Here is a 17,296-nt window from a genome sequence, read left to right as displayed (position 1 = left end):
CCGACAACATTACCGGCTTTGTGGCCTATGGCTTTGATACGCGCATTATCGGCGACATTGTTAAAAGCACCGGCACGGATGGTATTGTGAATATGATGATGGGCCGCAGCGGACTTACAATGGACGATGTGCTGAACGCCTTTAAAGGACAGATGGTGTTTGTAAGCTCTGACTTTTCAGTACAGAAAAAACCATTGGCCTACTTCCCGGAAGACAGCACTGTGAAAGCCAGCAGCAAATGGGTGTTTGCCATGAAAGTTGGAGATAAGGCTGCTTTTGAAAAGCTGATGAACGCTCCCATGATCAAAAACTTTTTCCATAAAGAGGGTGATCATTATGTAATGGAACAGCAGCTGCCTAACATGCCGGCTATATCCGTTACAGAAAAGCTGGTAGTGGCCGCCTCTGACAGCGCGCTGCTACAGGCTTACCTGGCCGGCAACGGAAAGGCTAAGCTGGATGATGAAATTGTAAGCAAAATAAAAGGGAACCCGCTGGGGGTATATGTGAATTTTGAAAAGCTGGCCCGTGAAGTGCCGGAAAGTGAAATACCGGAAGAGGGCCGCCCGCTGGCGCGGCAAGCCAAAGACCTGCTGAAGGACCTGCGTGCTGTAAGCCAGCCGTTTAACGGCAAGGTGCAGGAGTCGCAGGTAGTGCTTACATTTAAGAATGAAAAAGAAAACAGCCTGGTACAGCTGGTGAACCTGGGTACGGCTGCCGCCAAATATTATAAGGAGCAGGAAGCCAAAGAGGACAGCGCAGCCGGCCCGGATGCCGACAGCTCCGGTACTGCTAACTGATAATTAACGGTTTACTATAAACGAAACAGGGTGTATCATACTTTTGATGCACCCTGTTTTTTTGGATAAAAGCGCCGGGTTCAAATAGCTGCTAAAATATAATTATCCGGTCCGCAGGATGGGTGCACTTACGCGGCCGCTACGCGCGTTTAACAGCAGCTGCGGTTAAATTAAGTTTGCCGCTATGAAAATAGTTTGTACATTTTGCATTTCATGAAATTGTATGCAAATCCAACTGAGCCAACTGGTACCACTGCCCCTGCGCGATAAGCTGCTGCAGCGGCCTTCGGACATCTGGAACAGGGAGGTAACCTTCACGCCCGGCAGCTTTGTAAAAATAAAGGCGCCCTCCGGTACGGGAAAAACCACCCTGGTGCATTACCTGTACCACATAAGGGAAGATTATGCAGGCAGGGTAATAGTGAACGGCCAGCCCTGGCAGGCATATGATGCCGCAGCCCTGGCGCAAATGCGCCAGCAGCAGGTGAGCATTATTTTCCAGGACCTGCGCCTGTTTGAGCAGTTGACCGCATGGGAAAACATAGAGCTGAAAAGAGTAATGCTGCCTACCCCGGTATGCACCCCGGAAAAGGTGCGGGAAATGGCAGCGCACCTGCAGGTAACGCATATACTGCAGCAAAGCGCGCGCACGCTCTCTTACGGGGAGCGGCAGCGTATTGCCATTATCCGGGCGCTGGTGCAGCCCTTCCAATGGCTGCTGATGGATGAGCCTTTCAGTCATTTGGATGAAGAGAACACCCGCCGCGCCGCTGCCCTCATTGCCGCTACCTGCAAAGCGCAGCAGGCGGGGTTTGTGCTTACGGACCTGGATGATGATGCGCATTTTAATTACGATGTATGCTACAATTTATAAAAGCGGTTCGCGGTTAACCTTTCGCCAATCCTTAACCGCCGGCAGCTAAAAAGCTATTATACAAATGTTCTTCCAGCTTCTTAAAAAGATCATCAAAACCGGCATTGGCAAAAGCCGCCTGCTAATGGCCACTATTGGCCTGGGTATAGCCATGGTGCTGCTGCTCATTGCCATACAGGCGCATACTGATTTTAACCAGCTGCTGTACAGCAGGCAAAACCAGAATGAGAGCGCAGATTTTTTGGTGGTGAATAAGAAGATCACCAATGCCATGATGGGCAACCCGGATAAAAGCATGTTCACCCCTGCAGAGCTGCAGCAAATAAAGCAGCAGCCCTTTGTGGAAGCGGCCGGCTACATTACCTCCAGCCAGTTTAAGGTAACGGCGGCCGCCCCAGGCGACCTGCAGTTTTATACGGATATGTTCTTTGAGTCGGTGCCCGACTCTTTTATTGATGTAAAGAACCAGGAGTGGCAGTGGCATGAAGGCGATGCTACCATCCCGATTATACTGCCCAACGACTTTTTAAACCTTTATAACTTCGGTTTTGCCCTTAGCCAGGACCTGCCGCAGGTATCGCAGGAAACAGTAAAGAACCTGCCGGTAAAGATCACGGTGTCAAGGGGGCTGTTATCATCACAGTTCACGGGGCATATCGTAGGCTTTTCCGACCGTATCTCCTCTTTTTTAGTGCCGGCGGCGTTTATGGAATGGGCCAACAACCGCTATGGCAACGGCAAGGCGCCGGCGCCGTCCCGCGTGGTAATTAAAACCAGCGACCCCGCCAACCCGGCGCTGGCAAAGTTCCTGGATGATAACGGCTATACCACTAACCAGGATAAGATCAAATACAGCAAAACAAAGCTGATAGTGCAAACCATTGTGTCTGTAATAGGTTTCTTTGGCATGGTGCTGCTATTGTTTGCGTTGCTGGTGTTCAGCATGTTCATACAGCTGATTATTGCCTCCTGTAAAAAGGAAATACAGCTGCTGGTAATACTGGGCACTGCCCCTGCGCAGCTGCGGCGTTACCTGTTGCGGCAGTTTGTACCCTTATACATTATAACCGGCGTAGTGGCCATACTGCTGGTGGCTGCGCTGCAATGGATGGCTGCGCGGGCGCTGGCCGCGCATGAAATGATAGTAAGCCCCTGGCCAGGCATTGGTATGTGGGTGGCTGCCGCCCTGGTGCTGCTGCTGGTATATATCGTAAACAACCGCACCATCCGCAAATACCTGCGGTAAAAAGCTGTAAGCCGTTAAAGCCGCTCCATACAATGCGTAAACACTACAGGAACGAACGGCACGCAGGGCAGTATAATTCCCTGGCCGCTGCCGGATATTGTAACACCGGCTCCTGCAGCTGCACCGGTAACAGCAATGCAGCTTTGTAATAAAACGGGGTTGATTTTTAAGCACACAACGGCTAACTTGGCGTGCGTAAAAAAACAACTGATATGTTAAAACCAACGGATAAAAAGTTTGTACATGTGGTAAACTTTTACCTGAAACCCGGCCTTTCAGCTGCAGACATTAAAAAGTTTGAAGATGGCGTAAGCGAGCTGGGAAAAATAGAAGCTATACAGGTATTTAACCTGGGCAAGCCGGCCAGCACTGACCGCCCGGTAATTGACCGCAGCTACAGCTACTGCGAGCTTACTGTATTTAACAGCAAAGAAGATCACGACATTTACCAGGAGCATCCCATTCACCTGAAGTTTGTAGAGGAATGCAAGCACCTGTGGGAGAAGGTGGTGATATTTGACTCTGAAACGGTATAGGAATGTAAAATGTAAAATTTTAAATGTAAAATGTAAAAGTCGCGCATAGCTTGTAATTGACAGGTCTGTGCGCGACTTTTACATTTGAAGCGCATGATTTTATACTACATAAAGGCGTACGCAGGGCATATTAAAGTCATACACAGGGTATATTAAAGTCACTTGCCGTACCGGGTACCGGCCGCCCCTGACTTTTACATTTGAAATTTTACATTTCATATTCCTCATGCTTTGAGGAATGCGGTATTATAAAGGTTTTGCGTACCCGCTCCGACTTCAGCAGGTAAGGGATCCAGATGGCGGCTGCAATAATGGAGCGGAATATGCCCGATGCCTGATCATGGCTCCAGGCGTAATTCTTATTCAGTGCGCCCACAACTATATAATCCAGCAGCTGCACCGTTAATGTGGCTGCGTAAAAAACAATGCAGGCCGCGGGAAAAGTGTCCCGTTTTTTTACAAACAGCAGCACTAACAGGGTGGCATATACGCACAGGAATACATTGCCTGCCAGCTCTCCTATAAACACCAGCAACCGTACCTGCCCATCCTGCGCATGATTAATGTTTTCCCAGTTGGCATTGTTAAAAAAGCCGCTGCCCAGTATGTTTATCAATATGCTTACCGGTGAAAACACAATGCCAAACCCCAGCAGGAACAGCCAGCCGCCAATAGCCCATGCTTCGGGATTGTACTGCACCGGCAGTACGGAGCGCTGGTAAAAGCGCATGGCTGCGTAGCTGAATACGCCCGTGAACATCAGGCATAAGGCCACCATTACCCAGCTTACACCTTTATGTCCGGCTGGCGCAGCGCTGGTACCGGTTGCCGATGGGTCCCAATACAGGTCAAAGCCGCCAATATCGGCCAGCTGGTTACGGTCGTCTACATAACTGGTAAGGTAGTTTACCGGTACGTGATCCTGGTAGGCGGTGTACTGGTAGTGCAAGGTAACCATGCGACCGGTGATACCGGAGGTAAAGTCAATACGATAGTATTTATTCTTTACGTGCATGCTGCTGTTTTCAATGGACCAGTCGGAAGGCACTTGCAGGGTAATGGTATAATCCAGCGAGTAAGGGTACTTCAGCGCCAGGGGTTGGGTATGATTGTCTTTTGGCACGCGGGGCAGCATATCTGTTAATATGCGCGCCTGCACGTGAAAATGCCTGCGGCTGGGAGTGGTGGTATCGGTTGCCCAGGGATGGTGGATGGTGTAATATTCTGCCGTTTCAAACCGGTCTTCCGCTTCCTGGTCGTCGATTTGCACGCCGGTATCGGAACGTACATCGCCATAAAGTCCCTTGTAGTATTTGAGGAAGGCCTCTTCCTGGTCCTTCATGCTGTTTTCTGCAAAATCTTCCCGCTGCCCGTCTGCAAACTGCAGGCTGTAGTTTGAAAGCACCTGCAGCTTTGCCGGCTTTTCATTATTCTCCGGCAGCACAAAGCTTTCTGAAATGCGCACCGTGCCGTGGTAAGACTGCGGAATGGGGCTAAGGGCCCGGGCGCCCTTTTTTACCAGCAGGGCCAGCTGGTAGTCGGGTACCGTAAGGTTATCGATAGTACCGCGCTGGTAGTTGATGGTAGGATCTATCCAGTAATTATTGCCGCTAAGGCTGGCGTTTACAATTACATGATTGAACAATACGGGAGAGGGCAGGTAATCGGCCAGCTTACCTCTCGTATAGGTGTCAACGTAAGCCATGCAGGCATCAATGGCATTGGCCTGCAGCAGGGTGCATAGCAGCAGTGATTTATCCTTGCAGTCGCCAAAGCGCCGGCTCAGTATTTTTTCAGGGGGGCTGGGGCGGTGCGAGTATTCGCCCATTTCTATGCCCATGTAACGGATGTCGTCCTGTACAAAGCGGATGGCCTTTTGCATGTACAGGGCTTTATTATCGCCGGTTTCTTTTTGCCAGGCGGCCACCTTTTGCTGCAGCGCAGGGCTAAGGTTATGTGTAGCATTTACCTGCAGGGCCCAGTTCACCACTTCGGCCCAGCTGGTATATTCGCTGGCCTGCACCCGGGCATAGTTATCGTACCAGGAGGGAGTATTGTAGGGAACCGTTTCCGGTTCGGCAATGTGTTTGGGCTGCCATTCATACAACGTCATGCCCTGCCAGCTGCGCTTATCGGGCAGCGGCGCATTGTTAAATGACCGGAACTGTATATTGCGCGCCGGGGCGGTAATAAGGCATTTATAGTAGTTAACAATCGGCTCGGAGGCTACAAAGTAAAAGGTACGGAAGTACTTATCCTCAAAAATGGGATTGCGCCCGGTGATGGTGTAGGCATACTCGATCTGGTCGCCTTTACGTACATCGTCAATAATGCAATAGGCCGTGTACATGCCGCTGTAAATAAAGCGCGACAGCTCTTTTTCCTGCTGCAGTATGCGGAACCGGCCGGCGCTCAGGCGGTTAATAACCTTCCCGTTGCGGCGGATGACAAGCTGGTGAAACCGCAGCTGCTCATAAGCAGGATCATAATCTACAGATATTTCCGCGCCATGCTGCACCCCGGCTTCAGACACTATCTGGCGGATGATGTGGCGGTAAACGCTTTTTTGTTCTGCATGGTGCTGCTCTTCCAGCAGCAGCAGGTAATAGCCGCTGCTGATATCGTGCAGGTTGGGTTTTTTATGGAGGTCCGGGGTATAGGGAGCCAGCCATGAGGGCGCCGGTGTAGTAGTGAAATTATTGCGCTGCGCATGCAGCAGCAAGGGCAGGCACATTAACAGCAGCCAGGTGCAGATGCGGGCATAGGGAATGCGGTAGTCAACGGTCATTATCATTATTCTCTATCGTTAAACTATAAACGGCAAAAGAGCCCAGCCAGTGTTCTCCGGCATAGTCGCCGCTGGCCACATGCGGCAGGGCGGCTTCCAGGTGCCGGCGGGCCAGCTGTGTAATAGCGGCCTGGTTGCGGTTAACATGGCGGGCAATGCCATACAGGCACCAGGCGCGGCTCAGGTTCAGGCCATCCAGGTGCACCAGCTTACCATCGGTGCGGTCTTTTACCTGTGCAATATGCAGTATAGTAATAGGGTTGGTGAACAGGCCGGGCAAAAATGCCTGTACCCATTGCTGGTACTGGTTTGCGGGCATAATGCGCCACATAAGGTCGGCCTCTTCGAGGCAGGGCGACAGGAAATCGTAGCCGCCCGGCTCCCAGCTAACAGGGCAATCCCTGTCCTGCGCATAAAACCGCATGGCCGCCTTGCGTATGGCAGATTGCAGGGCCGTGTCTTTTGCAGTTGCGGCATAGTCCCATGCCAGGCGCAGGCCAAAGGCCAGGTTGGTATGCTCGCCTACCCGTATCGGGTATACGAGCTTGTCTAAAAATGCAATGTAGGCGTTGGAGAACTGGTGCGCCAGCGGTTGTACGTTACGCGCAAGGGTTTTCCCCAGCGGATCGGACCAGGTAAGCAGCTCACGCTGCAGCTGCAGCAGCCAGCTCCACCCGTAAATGCGTTCAAAGCCCTTATTTTCCTTGTTAAAAAAAATACGCTGTTCCACGCGTATATTATCTGCTGCAAGGTTTTCGGCCAGCTTGGCGCGGATGGTAGCCGCTTCGGGCATACCGGGAAATGATTTCAGCAGCCGCACCAGCATCCAGTGACCATGTACGCTGCTATGCCAGTCGTAACAGCCGTAAAAGGCAGGATGATAGTTTTGGGGATTGGTTACCAGCGAGCTGTCGGTAAAGGTAACGCCTGTTTTATAGGGAAACGGTTTTTGCATGCAGCGCAGGGGCAGCCCTGCCAGGTGCGATGCGCCGGTGGTAGTAAGCTGCAGGTTGCCACCGGCATTTTGCCGGTACAGGGAGGTTTGCGCGTAGCTGCGTGTGATGGCTATGCAGGTAATATTGCATAGCGCCAGCAATAGGATTTTTTTCACAGGTAACTATTTATTAAACAACAACCGGATGTAAAAAGAGGGTTTAGCCAGCTTCTTACGCAGGTCTACTTCATAAAACATGCAGGATATAAGCTCTTTCAGCTGCTTGTTACGCGTACCTGCTTTCATCAGTAAGTTAAATAAGCGCGGGTATTTTACCAGCTTTTGCAGGCGATGGCTGAGCTGCAGCTCAGGCCCCAGTACTTTGTACACCCGTTCGTCATAGGCGGCCAGGCGGCTGGCTGAAAAGTCGTTGGCAGCCAGGGCGGCGGCGGCTTCCTGCGCTGCTATGCGGCCGGCGTACAGCGCATTGCCGATGCCTTCGCCGGTAAACGGGTCTACCAGGTAGGCGGCATCTCCCACTAACATATAACGGTTGCCGGACAATTTTCTTTTCTTACTGCCCAAAGGCAGGCCGTAGCCTTCTATGGGGCTTACTATTTCGGCATCGCTGAAGCGCTCTTTAAACACTGGGTCCTGGGCCAGCGTATCGGTCAGCAGTTTTTTCAGGTTGATCTTTTTGCCGCGCACCGCCTCACTGATCATATCCATGCCTACATTGGCCTCTCCGTTGGGCAGGGGAAATATCCACAGGTAGCCGGGCAGCAGGGGTTTCAGGAAGTGCAGCTCAATAAAGCTATCGGCATGCGTGCCTTTCACATTTTTGTAATAGGCGCGTACGCCGGCCGCATAATGGGCCGGCTCCATACGAATGTTGGCCACCTCTTTTGTAAAGGAAGAGTGAGCGCCGTTGGCAATAATGAGCAGGGGCGCTTTTACGGAAAAGCTGCCGGTGGTATCGGTTACCAGGTAACCATCATCCTGCAGCTCGTATTTTTCAATGGTAATGCCTTCAAACAGCTGTATTTCGGGCCGGCGTTTCACCTCCTCTACCAGGAAATTGTCGAAGTGCAGGCGTTTGCATACAAAGCCCGCCGGTTCATCTGTTTGCAGGTTGTAATGGGGCTTATAGGCTACTTCCATTTTAGTGCGGCCGGGAGATACAAAGGTAACGCCCCAGCTGTCCTGTTTGGGCATAAAAGCACGCAGCCGCCGGGCAACAGCGGGGTCTATCTGCTCCAGCGCAGTAATTACCTTGCCGCTTAAGCCGTCGCCGCAAACTTTGTCGCGGGGAAATACCGCCTTATCTATCACTACGCACGCTACACCCAGTTGTGCCAGCTGCAGGGCAGCCGTAGCGCCGCCCGGGCCGGCGCCAATAATACAGACCTTGGTTTCGATCATTTACAGTCGCAAATTAGGCCGGAAAGATAAGGAATTGAGGCAGATAAGCATATAACATGGCTTGCGCTATATTTGCAGGCATAAAATGTAGCATATGTTCGGAGATCTGTTTGGCAAGCTGCAGGAAGCGCAGCAAAAAATGGAAGAAGGCAAGGAAAGGCTGTCCCATGTAACCGTAGACGGGGAAGCAGGCGACGGCGCTGTAAAGGTGGTGGCAACCGGCAACCGCGAGATAAAGCATATTACCATTGCCGACCGTTTACTGGCTCCTGAAAATAAGGAAGACCTGGAGGACCTGCTGATCACTGCCCTGAACCGCGCTATGAAGAATGCGGAAAATGTGTGGGAAAGTGAGATGAAGGGGCTGGCGGGAGGCATGCTGGGTGGTTTGGGCTTATAGGGCAGATGACTGGCGCCGAAAACAGGGCAGCTGCGGCCCGGAGTAAGCAATAAAATGCAGGCAGTGCACATCGAAAGAAAAGGATGTGGGGGTTTATGCAGGGGGGAGTAGTTGCGCAGCAATGGCGCAGCAATAGCTCCCTAGGGAAAACCCCGTTTTTCCGCAGTTGCACCGCAGTAGCGCAGCAGGTGCGCAGGCATTTGAGGAAGGGCTTATACAATGTGTTATAAACAGGCCGCGGCGGTATAATTGTTACGTTTTATGTTACGGTTCCTATCCGGGAAGCCTGCACTGTTTGCACCTCCGCCGGCGGTTGTTGACCATGCAATGTTATTGCCTTGCATTGTTGCTGTGATTATTATGCCTCCAGCGTTTCTCCCGATAATTTTTCCAGCTCTTCGGCCAGCATGGTTTTAAGTGTGCGTGCATTTTCTATGGCATGCATATGTATATCATTGTTGAAAAAGATCCATACCTGGTGTTTGTCATGTAGCCATTTTGCACATTTGCGGGCATAAGCCCGCAAGGTAAGGGCCGCATAGCTGGAGGAGTATAATCCTTCCGGGCCGTGAAAGCGCAGGTAAATATGCCGGGCTGTTACGGCTTCTTTATAGGGGAAGTGCTTACCGGAGCTTGCAATTACCAATCCTACCCCATACTGTTCCATCAGGTCAAGGCTTTCCCGGGTGAACCAGGTTTTATCCCGCACTTCTATAGAAAAATCGTACTGTTTATAAGTGGTAGACAGCAACTGGTAAAAATCCTTCGCCACCCCTGCATTGAAATGCACATTGGCGGGCAGCTGTACAAGAATGGGCCCCAGCCGGTCGGCCACCGGATCAAAAACGCTGAAAAATACTTCCATGGCTTCTGCCGGGTCGTGCAGCTTTTTGAAATGGGTAACATAGCGGCTTAATTTGGGGCAGAACAGGAAGCCGGGCGGCACTTCGGCCACCCATTTCTGCACTGTTTGCGCTTTGGGCAGATGATAAAAGCTGGTGTTGATTTCCGTACAGTCAAACTCCTGGCTGTAAAAATGCAGGTATTCTACCGGTTTTAGCTGTTCGGGGTAGTATACGCCCTTCCAGTGCTTATAGCTCCAGCCGGAAGTGCCTATATGCCAGGCTGCTGCACGCGACTTTTTCATAACAGGTGTTTACTGTTGTACCTACAACATTGGTACCTGATTTAGCGTGGCGGTAATGGTACATTTGGGCAACTGCGCCCGGGTTAGCGATGTTTTCATACAGGCGGAGATAAATTTTCACCCGGCTGCATTTAATCCACGGCGGATCATTAAATTTGTACCTCCATGCCAACCTAGCTCAGCCGGTAGAGCAACAGTTTCGTAAATTGTAGGTCGTGGGTTCGAATCCCATGGTTGGCTCACAAAAAGCACTTAAGCCCCAGGCAGATGAGTGCTTTTTTTTATTGCTGAAAGCAATCTCCATTTGCCTGGAAAATGCCATATAGGCAAAGCAGTTATAGGTAAAACATATGAAACTACAGGGTGGATTAATACGCTAAAAGCCAGCTATGTAAGCGTTTACAGGATATTTTAAGACGTTCACCTATTTTTCTGCAAAAGGGGAAACGACATTTATATTTTTACCGGTACTACATCACGTCTATTTAAAACCCTCTTCTTTTATTCATGAAAGGAATTTTACTTTTTTCCCTTTGCCTATTAACATCCCTTGCCGTACAGGCGCAGGTTCCACAGAAAATAAATTACCAGGCTGTTGTGCGGAACAACACCGGAACCGTAGTGGTGAATCAGCAGGTAGGTATGCGGTTCAGCATACGGGATGGTGCTGTAAACGGCGCGGTACAATATAGTGAAAGTCAGCAGGTGACTACCAATGCCTTTGGCCTTATTAACCTCCAGATAGGGGCTGGCACCCGGATCAGCGGAAGCATGAGCGCTGTTTCCTGGGGCGCAGGCAAAAAATTTCTGCAGGTAGAGGCAGATGTAAGTGGCGGCAGCAGCTATGCTACACTGGCCACGGTGGAGCTGGTATCTGTACCTTACGCTTTGGTGGCCGACAGCGCCAGGAGCTTTTCCGGAGTGCTGGCAGGAGAGGTAGCCGGAAAGCAGCAGGCAACGGTTATACAGCCGGCGGCAGTAACTACAGGCAAGATTGCGGCCGGCGCGGTGACTACTGATAAAATTGGTGTAGCGGCCATTACAACTGACCGGATGGGAAATGGTGCGGTAACGGATGTAAAGCTGGCGGATGGCGCAGTAACGACGGCTAAGATTGCAGATGATGCAGTAACTACAGGTAAGATTGCGGCAGGGGCGGTTAATACCAGTCAGATAGCGGATAATGCAGTAACAGATGTGAAGCTAGTGGATGGCGCGGTGACGACGGCTAAGCTGGCAGATGATGCAGTAACTACAGGTAAGATTGCAGCAGGAGCGGTTAATACCGGTCAGATAGCGGATAATGCGGTAACAGATGTAAAGCTGGCGGATGGCGCGGTTACAACAGTTAAATTATCAGACAACGCGGTAACCACAACTAAGATTGCAGCAAGCGCAGTTAATACCGGTCAGATAGCGGATAATGCAGTAACGGATGTAAAGCTTGCCGACGGCGCAGTTACAACAGTTAAATTATCCGACAATGCGGTAACCACGGCCAAGATTGCAGCAAGCGCAGTCAATACCAATCAAATAGCAGATAATGCAGTAACAGATGTAAAGCTTGCCGACAATTCTGTAACAACAGCTAAGATTGCTGCGGGAGCAGTTAATACCAATCAGATAGCAGATAATGCAGTAACGGATGTAAAGCTTGCAGATGGCGCAGTAACTACAGCTAAGTTATCAGACAATGCAGTAACAACGGCAAAAATTGCGGCAGGAGCGGTTACAACAGATCAAATAGCAGATGGTGCAGTAACAGATGTAAAGCTGGCGGATAATTCCGTAACAACAACTAAGATTGCTGCGGGAGCAGTTAATACTAGTCAGATAGCAGATAACGCAGTAACAGATGTAAAGCTTGCAGACGGCGTAGTAACTACTGTTAAGTTATCAGACAATGCAGTAACAACGGCCAAGATCGCGACAGGAGCGGTTAATACCAGTCAAATAGCAGATAATGCAGTAACAGATGTAAAGCTGGCAGATAATGCCGTAACAAACGTAAAGATAGCAGATGGCGCGGTAGTTACCGCAAAGCTGGCTGATAACGCAGTAACCGACGCAAAGCTCGCAGATAACGCCGTTACTACCAATAAAATTCCCAATGCATCCATAACCGCGGCCAAAATCGGTACAGGTCAGGTAGTAAAATCCATCAATGGCCTCAAAGACAATGTTTCTCTTGCTACTACCGGAAACCTCTCCCTCAATACATCCGGCAGCACTATTACCATAGGTACTACCGGTACAACTGTTTCTAAAATCACGGCCGGTTCAGGTCTTGTCAGTTCCGGCTCTACCGGCGATATAACCCTTGCAGCATCCTATGGGGGAGATGGCAGCGCCACCAGCCTTTCCCATTCAGACCATACCCATATCGGAGCTAACTGGACTACTGGTGCCGAAACCGTACTAGAGCTGCACAGCACATCTGCAACAGGCAAAACCTTGCGTGTTGAAACCAGCGCCACTGACGTTAACGGGTATGGTATACTGGGCAAAGCTTCCCCCACCTCAGGAAGCGCTGTAGGTATATGGGGGGAAACAAATTCCGGTGATGATCAGGCAGCCGCTGTATTTGGGCAAACACGGGGCAACGGCTCATCAAAAGGTGTTTGGGGCGAAGCCCTCGGCCCCAATACCATTGGCGTTTATGGCGGTGCGACTGGCACAAATTCCCTGGCAGGACAATTTAACGGCACTGTGGTCATATATGGCAATCTTAATGTAGTAGGCGGTGTTTCAAAAACATTCGGTACGTTTAAGATCGATCACCCGCTGGACCCTGCCAACAAATACCTGTACCATTCTTTTGTAGAATCGCCGGATATGATGAACGTATATAACGGTAATGTGGTGCTGGATGCCAACGGCGCGGCAACGGTACAGCTGCCCGACTGGTTTGAGGCGCTCAACAAAGATTTCCGCTACCAGCTTACTGCTCTCGGGAAACCTTCTCCTAACCTGTATGTTTCAAAAGAAGTAAGCGGTAACTCCTTTAGTATTGCCGGCGGTACGCCCGGCGGCAAAGTATCATGGATGATAACCGGCATCCGGCATGATCCCGCTGCGCAGAAACATCCTGTAAAGGTAGAGGAAGAAAAGCCGGCAGGCGAAAGAGGCACCTATCTAAGCCCGGATGCATACGGACAGCCCGCCTCCGGCAGGATGCGCGCAACAAGTATCAGAACGGCACCATCTTTACCGCAACCAACCCGGCACCATTGATCTTTGGCTATGATACTTACACAACAGCTATATAAAGGGCTTTTATGCCTGTTGGTTACCATGGGTATATGCCGGCTTACAATTGCGCAGGATATACAGCAGGTGATTGCCGGCAGCGGCGGCCAAAGCAATGCCATGGGCGGCTATGTTATTGACTTCACCGTTGGCGAAGCCGTTATACAAACAGCGGGCAATCAACCCATCTACACCCAGGGTTTTCTGCAGCCACCCCTGGCGAATGATTTTTTGCCTGCGGCATTGGTATTAACTGCCTATGCCAGGGACACCTATGTGCAGGTAAACTGGACAACCAGCGCAGAAGTGGAGAATAATATGTTTTACATTGAGCGCAGTACAGATGGCTTTTCCTTTATAACCATAGACAGCGCGCATACACAGGCGCCGGGCGGCAACAGCACTGCACCGCTGCAGTACCAGTATGCCGACCTGCAACCCATAGATGGTAACAATTATTACCGTATAAGACAGGTGGATCTGAACGGCAATATCAGCTACTCCGGTATTGTACAGGTATTGTTTACACAGGGAAAATGGAATGTGCGGGTTTTCCCCAACCCGGTGCACAATATGCTTAAAATTAAATTCTTCTCTGAAAGCAATACCAGCTGTACTTTCCAGGTGTTTAACTTACAGGGGCAGGTAGTGATGCAACGGCACACCAGCTTTCCTAAAGGATATAATAACTATACGATCAATATGGATATGCTGGAAGCAGGCGTGTATTTCTTGAAGATTACAGATCACTTTCATGGCCAGGTACAGGCTGTAAAACTGGTTAAAAATTAGGAGATAAGTCTAACTCAAAAAAAAAACGCTCATAAGGCGGATGCTTTTGCATCCGCTTTTTTTATTACTTCTTACCATTGCGCAATTCCCTTGCGTGCCTGATATCGTCCTTTGTAATGCAATTATTTGTTAACTCTTAAACACTAGTATTATGGTGATCTTTGAAAACATCGCATCGCTAAAAGGCAACACAGTTATTCCCCAGGCCAATGAAACAGCAACTTTATTAGGTTATACAACAGCTGGTGATGGCGGTGGTGGAGATTTTTACTGGGATAGCAATGCTACGGATGCAGATAATGCAGGTACCGTTATTATGCAAAGTAATAGCGTCACAGGAAGATGGAAACGGATTTTCAGTGATTATGTGAGCATTAAATGGTTTGGTGCGGTATGTGATGCAAACCCCGTTACAGGTGCGGGGACAGATGATACCTTGGCCATACAGCGAGCCGTTGATGCATGGCCGAATGTTTCTGGTAAAGGAAATACAAGAATTACAGCACCGATTGTATTCAGATTTGCCAGTTCCAGTATTGATTTTGTTAATCTAACGGTTTTTGCTGATGGCTGTACAGCATATCAGTTGGGCGACAGTGTACAAAAGGTAGGTCGTTCAGTGTTTAACTTTGGCAGTATCTTTGGCGCCGCTGTCAGCAACCCTAGATATGTGAATTCTGGTGTACTGGTTAAAAATTCCATCCAGTCGAGGATTTACTGTGGCACTATCCAGTTTTTTGAAAACGGAGTTGATTTTTACCCCGCAGGCACTACTATACAGGACGGAAATTCGGCGGCAGAAAACTATGTATTTGCCAGCATATCACGTTGTATAAATGGCATACGGATCAGGAAAACCGGTACAGGCACACAGGAGATTAACCCTGTAGACAGGGGCTGGTGTGAAGGTAATGTATTGAATGGTGGAATATTTGGTTGTGATAAAGGCCTGTTTATTGAGCAGGATGCGCTGGCAACCTTTACAAAGCTTCAAGGGCTTACTATAGACTGTGCATCCGGCTCCACAGGCAGCGCATCATTAACATCACTGGACATTGATGCAAGAATATATAACGCCATAATTGGAGAAGCCAAGTACTTACGACCAGGCAAAAGTAGTATTGTACACCCTGTTACTAGCAAGATTTTTGCGATACCTATTGATGAAGAACGATTGCTGTCTGAAAACATTTGTTTAAATCCACTCTTTCTTGTACCCGGTACTGCGGCTTCAGGGGTATTTGGATGGAATGCTACGCTGGGTAGTTTAACGCGTAACAGCGACGGGTCCGTAAGGTTTACTCTTTCACAGCCCGGACAACCGGGAGGTGGGCTGGATGGGCATCTTGCCATAAATCCATCGGCTTTAAATGATAAGTATTTCAGTGTGCATTTTAAAGCCAGGATGGAAGTAGCCAATGTTGCGGCAGCGCTTGTATACTGCGTGCTGATTATCCGGGATAATACAAATGTGGTAAAGGCCAATGTACTTTTGGGCCAGCGCAATATAACAAATACCACAGGTAGCTATTCTGATATTTATTTTTCAGTACGTATACCATCAACGGTGCAGATCCTGGATACCGATAATCTTATTTTAAGGTTTACTGATCCGCAATCCCAGTATCCGCTTGATATTAAAGAATGCCAGGCATGGCTGGGATATGGCAATGATGATAAAATTCTGACTAGAAAGGTACCGGATGCTTATTATGGAGATATGGTGCCCGTTGTCAATAGTAAAAGTGTTTACTGGTTTAAGGGAGATACCATTGTAAATGTGAATGCCGCGGCCACAGGGGATCCACTAAGTTGGATTTGTATACAAGCAGGTAATGTTGGCACCTGGAAAATAGCAAGTAAAATACCTTGAAAATCCCAATAAAAGCCTGGATAGGCCCGTAATGAGCTACTCTTTACGGGCCTGTTTATTGAATATATTTAAGTTATTGAATATACTAAACTGCAGCAGAATAAGCTTTGTTATTGCTGCTGCAGCACAAAAAAATGATACAGGGTAAAAATTTCTACATATAAAGTAATGCCATAGTAATTTATTTATCACCAGCGCCATTATACACGGATATATCCTATTTTTATGCCTAAACCATATCTTAACCATGCGTTACCATATGATTTAAATCATTGACTATAATAAACTATCATCCTACTTTTGACGAATGAACATCACAAAACAACAGCGGCAGCGGCCTAACTGGCTACATGAGCTGGACTTTATGGGAATGCACCTTATTCCTTTTCTGGCATTTTTCACGCATGTAACGGCGTTTGACTGGATTGTGTGTGCGGCATTGTACGTGGCACGTATGTTTTTTGTAACCGGCGGCTATCACCGGTATTTTTCACACCGCTCATTTAAAACATCGCGCTTTTTCCAGTTCATACTGGCATTTGGCGCACAAAGCAGTTTTCAGAAAGGCGTATTGTGGTGGGCAGCCAACCACCGCATTCACCACAAGCACAGCGATACCCCCGAAGATCCGCACTCTGCAAACCTGTACGGTTTCTGGTATGCGCACATCGGCTGGATCATGGGTCCTGAATATAAACCCACCCGTTTTGACCTGATCAAAGACATGAAGCATAAAGAGCTCTTCTGGCTGAACAAATACCACTTTGTACCGCCGGTAATAGTAGCAATAGCCGTGTACCTGGTTGGCAATAAAGTGAACGGCGCGGGGTTCTTTGACTGGGGCGCCGGGGCATCTACCCTGCTGGTCGGTTTTTTCCTGAGCACTATCCTGCTGTTCCACGGCACCTTTACCATTAACTCCCTCATGCATAAAATAGGCAACCAACGTTACAAAACCGGCGATCAGTCGCGTAACAGCCTGGTGCTGGCACTGGTAACGCTGGGCGAAGGCTGGCATAACAACCACCACTATTACCAAAGCGCTGCCCGCCAGGGCTTTTACTGGTGGGAAATAGATATTACCTACTATATTATCCGCACCCTGGGCGCGCTGGGCATTGTATGGGATATACGCGGCGTACCGGAAAAAGTAAAGGAAAGTAACAAGCTCAAACAACAGTCGGCCACAGCCATACCTGTTCCTGCACCGGAATACCAGCAGCAGGAAAACTAGG

The 17,296-nt window shown here is 49.4% G+C and carries 13 protein-coding genes and 1 tRNA gene; 10 read left to right on the top strand and 4 right to left on the bottom strand.

Annotated elements, in window-relative coordinates; genetic code table 11:
- From VFS25_RS20700 to VFS25_RS20685, 4 genes are all read left to right on the top strand, one after another.
- On the top strand, positions 1-800 hold an 800-nt coding region (locus VFS25_RS20700; protein WP_326464084.1), incomplete at its 5' end, for a hypothetical protein.
- A gap of 223 nt (positions 801-1,023) precedes the next feature.
- Positions 1,024-1,674 (top strand): ATP-binding cassette domain-containing protein, encoded by a 651-nt coding sequence (locus VFS25_RS20695; RefSeq protein ID WP_326464083.1) that lies wholly within the window; start codon positions 1,024-1,026, stop codon positions 1,672-1,674.
- 64 nt (positions 1,675-1,738) lie between these two features.
- Positions 1,739-2,920 (top strand): FtsX-like permease family protein, encoded by a 1,182-nt coding sequence (locus VFS25_RS20690; RefSeq protein ID WP_326464082.1) that lies wholly within the window; start codon positions 1,739-1,741, stop codon positions 2,918-2,920.
- A gap of 212 nt (positions 2,921-3,132) precedes the next feature.
- On the top strand, positions 3,133-3,456 hold the full coding sequence (locus VFS25_RS20685) for a Dabb family protein (RefSeq protein ID WP_326464081.1): 324 nt from the start codon (positions 3,133-3,135) through the stop codon (positions 3,454-3,456).
- 208 nt (positions 3,457-3,664) lie between these two features.
- Here the strand turns inward: VFS25_RS20685 and VFS25_RS20680 are convergent, their stop codons facing one another.
- Genes VFS25_RS20680 through VFS25_RS20670 form a run of 3 tightly spaced genes read right to left on the bottom strand, consistent with a single transcriptional unit; the run spans position 3,665 to position 8,600 of the window.
- Complete coding sequence (locus tag VFS25_RS20680; protein ID WP_326464080.1) at positions 3,665-6,250, bottom strand: DUF3857 domain-containing protein; 2,586 nt, start codon at positions 6,248-6,250, stop codon at positions 3,665-3,667.
- A complete protein-coding gene (locus tag VFS25_RS20675) occupies positions 6,234-7,355 on the bottom strand; it encodes a DUF2891 domain-containing protein (RefSeq protein ID WP_326464079.1) in 1,122 nt (373 codons plus the stop codon). The genes VFS25_RS20680 and VFS25_RS20675 overlap by 17 nt, the downstream gene beginning before the upstream one ends.
- 6 nt (positions 7,356-7,361) lie before the next feature.
- Positions 7,362-8,600, bottom strand: coding sequence for a geranylgeranyl reductase family protein (locus VFS25_RS20670; RefSeq protein WP_326464078.1), 1,239 nt, complete (start codon positions 8,598-8,600; stop codon positions 7,362-7,364).
- A gap of 94 nt (positions 8,601-8,694) precedes the next feature.
- On the opposite strand from VFS25_RS20670, the gene VFS25_RS20665 reads away from it, so the two are divergent.
- Complete coding sequence (locus tag VFS25_RS20665) at positions 8,695-9,000, top strand: YbaB/EbfC family nucleoid-associated protein (RefSeq protein ID WP_326464077.1); 306 nt, start codon at positions 8,695-8,697, stop codon at positions 8,998-9,000.
- A gap of 358 nt (positions 9,001-9,358) precedes the next feature.
- Here VFS25_RS20665 and VFS25_RS20660 read toward each other — a convergent pair whose 3' ends face one another.
- On the bottom strand, positions 9,359-10,147 hold the full coding sequence (locus VFS25_RS20660; protein WP_326464076.1) for a DUF72 domain-containing protein: 789 nt from the start codon (positions 10,145-10,147) through the stop codon (positions 9,359-9,361).
- Positions 10,148-10,314: 167 nt separating this feature from the next.
- Here VFS25_RS20660 and VFS25_RS20655 point away from each other — a divergent pair.
- From VFS25_RS20655 to VFS25_RS20635, 5 genes are all read left to right on the top strand, one after another.
- Positions 10,315-10,387, top strand: a tRNA-Thr gene (locus VFS25_RS20655).
- Positions 10,388-10,654: 267 nt separating this feature from the next.
- Positions 10,655-13,381 carry a hypothetical protein gene (locus VFS25_RS20650; RefSeq protein ID WP_326464075.1) on the top strand — a complete coding sequence of 909 codons (2,727 nt, stop codon included), beginning with the start codon at positions 10,655-10,657 and terminating at the stop codon, positions 13,379-13,381.
- A 9-nt stretch (positions 13,382-13,390) separates the two neighbouring features.
- Positions 13,391-14,188: a T9SS type A sorting domain-containing protein gene (locus VFS25_RS20645; RefSeq protein ID WP_326464074.1), complete on the top strand. Its 798-nt coding sequence runs from the start codon at positions 13,391-13,393 to the stop codon at positions 14,186-14,188.
- A 151-nt stretch (positions 14,189-14,339) separates the two neighbouring features.
- Positions 14,340-16,061: a hypothetical protein gene (locus VFS25_RS20640; RefSeq protein ID WP_326464073.1), complete on the top strand. Its 1,722-nt coding sequence runs from the start codon at positions 14,340-14,342 to the stop codon at positions 16,059-16,061.
- A gap of 307 nt (positions 16,062-16,368) precedes the next feature.
- Positions 16,369-17,295 (top strand): acyl-CoA desaturase, encoded by a 927-nt coding sequence (locus tag VFS25_RS20635; RefSeq protein ID WP_326464072.1) that lies wholly within the window; start codon positions 16,369-16,371, stop codon positions 17,293-17,295.
- Position 17,296 lies beyond the last annotated feature (1 nt).

The organism is Chitinophaga sp. (assembly GCF_035761305.1).
Lineage (GTDB): Bacteria > Bacteroidota > Bacteroidia > Chitinophagales > Chitinophagaceae > Chitinophaga.
Note: the sequence above shows the minus strand (reverse complement) of the source record. Positions and strands in the feature narration are given on the sequence as shown.

Coding starts and splice junctions, on each gene's coding strand:
- VFS25_RS20695 (WP_326464083.1), top strand. CDS start 1,024: ATGCAAATCCAACTGAGCCAACTGGTACCACTGCCCCTGCGCGATAAG.
- VFS25_RS20690 (WP_326464082.1), top strand. CDS start 1,739: ATGTTCTTCCAGCTTCTTAAAAAGATCATCAAAACCGGCATTGGCAAA.
- VFS25_RS20685 (WP_326464081.1), top strand. CDS start 3,133: ATGTTAAAACCAACGGATAAAAAGTTTGTACATGTGGTAAACTTTTAC.
- VFS25_RS20680 (WP_326464080.1), bottom strand. CDS start 6,250: ATGATAATGACCGTTGACTACCGCATTCCCTATGCCCGCATCTGCACC.
- VFS25_RS20670 (WP_326464078.1), bottom strand. CDS start 8,600: ATGATCGAAACCAAGGTCTGTATTATTGGCGCCGGCCCGGGCGGCGCT.
- VFS25_RS20665 (WP_326464077.1), top strand. CDS start 8,695: ATGTTCGGAGATCTGTTTGGCAAGCTGCAGGAAGCGCAGCAAAAAATG.
- VFS25_RS20660 (WP_326464076.1), bottom strand. CDS start 10,147: ATGAAAAAGTCGCGTGCAGCAGCCTGGCATATAGGCACTTCCGGCTGG.
- VFS25_RS20650 (WP_326464075.1), top strand. CDS start 10,655: ATGAAAGGAATTTTACTTTTTTCCCTTTGCCTATTAACATCCCTTGCC.
- VFS25_RS20645 (WP_326464074.1), top strand. CDS start 13,391: ATGATACTTACACAACAGCTATATAAAGGGCTTTTATGCCTGTTGGTT.
- VFS25_RS20640 (WP_326464073.1), top strand. CDS start 14,340: ATGGTGATCTTTGAAAACATCGCATCGCTAAAAGGCAACACAGTTATT.
- VFS25_RS20635 (WP_326464072.1), top strand. CDS start 16,369: ATGAACATCACAAAACAACAGCGGCAGCGGCCTAACTGGCTACATGAG.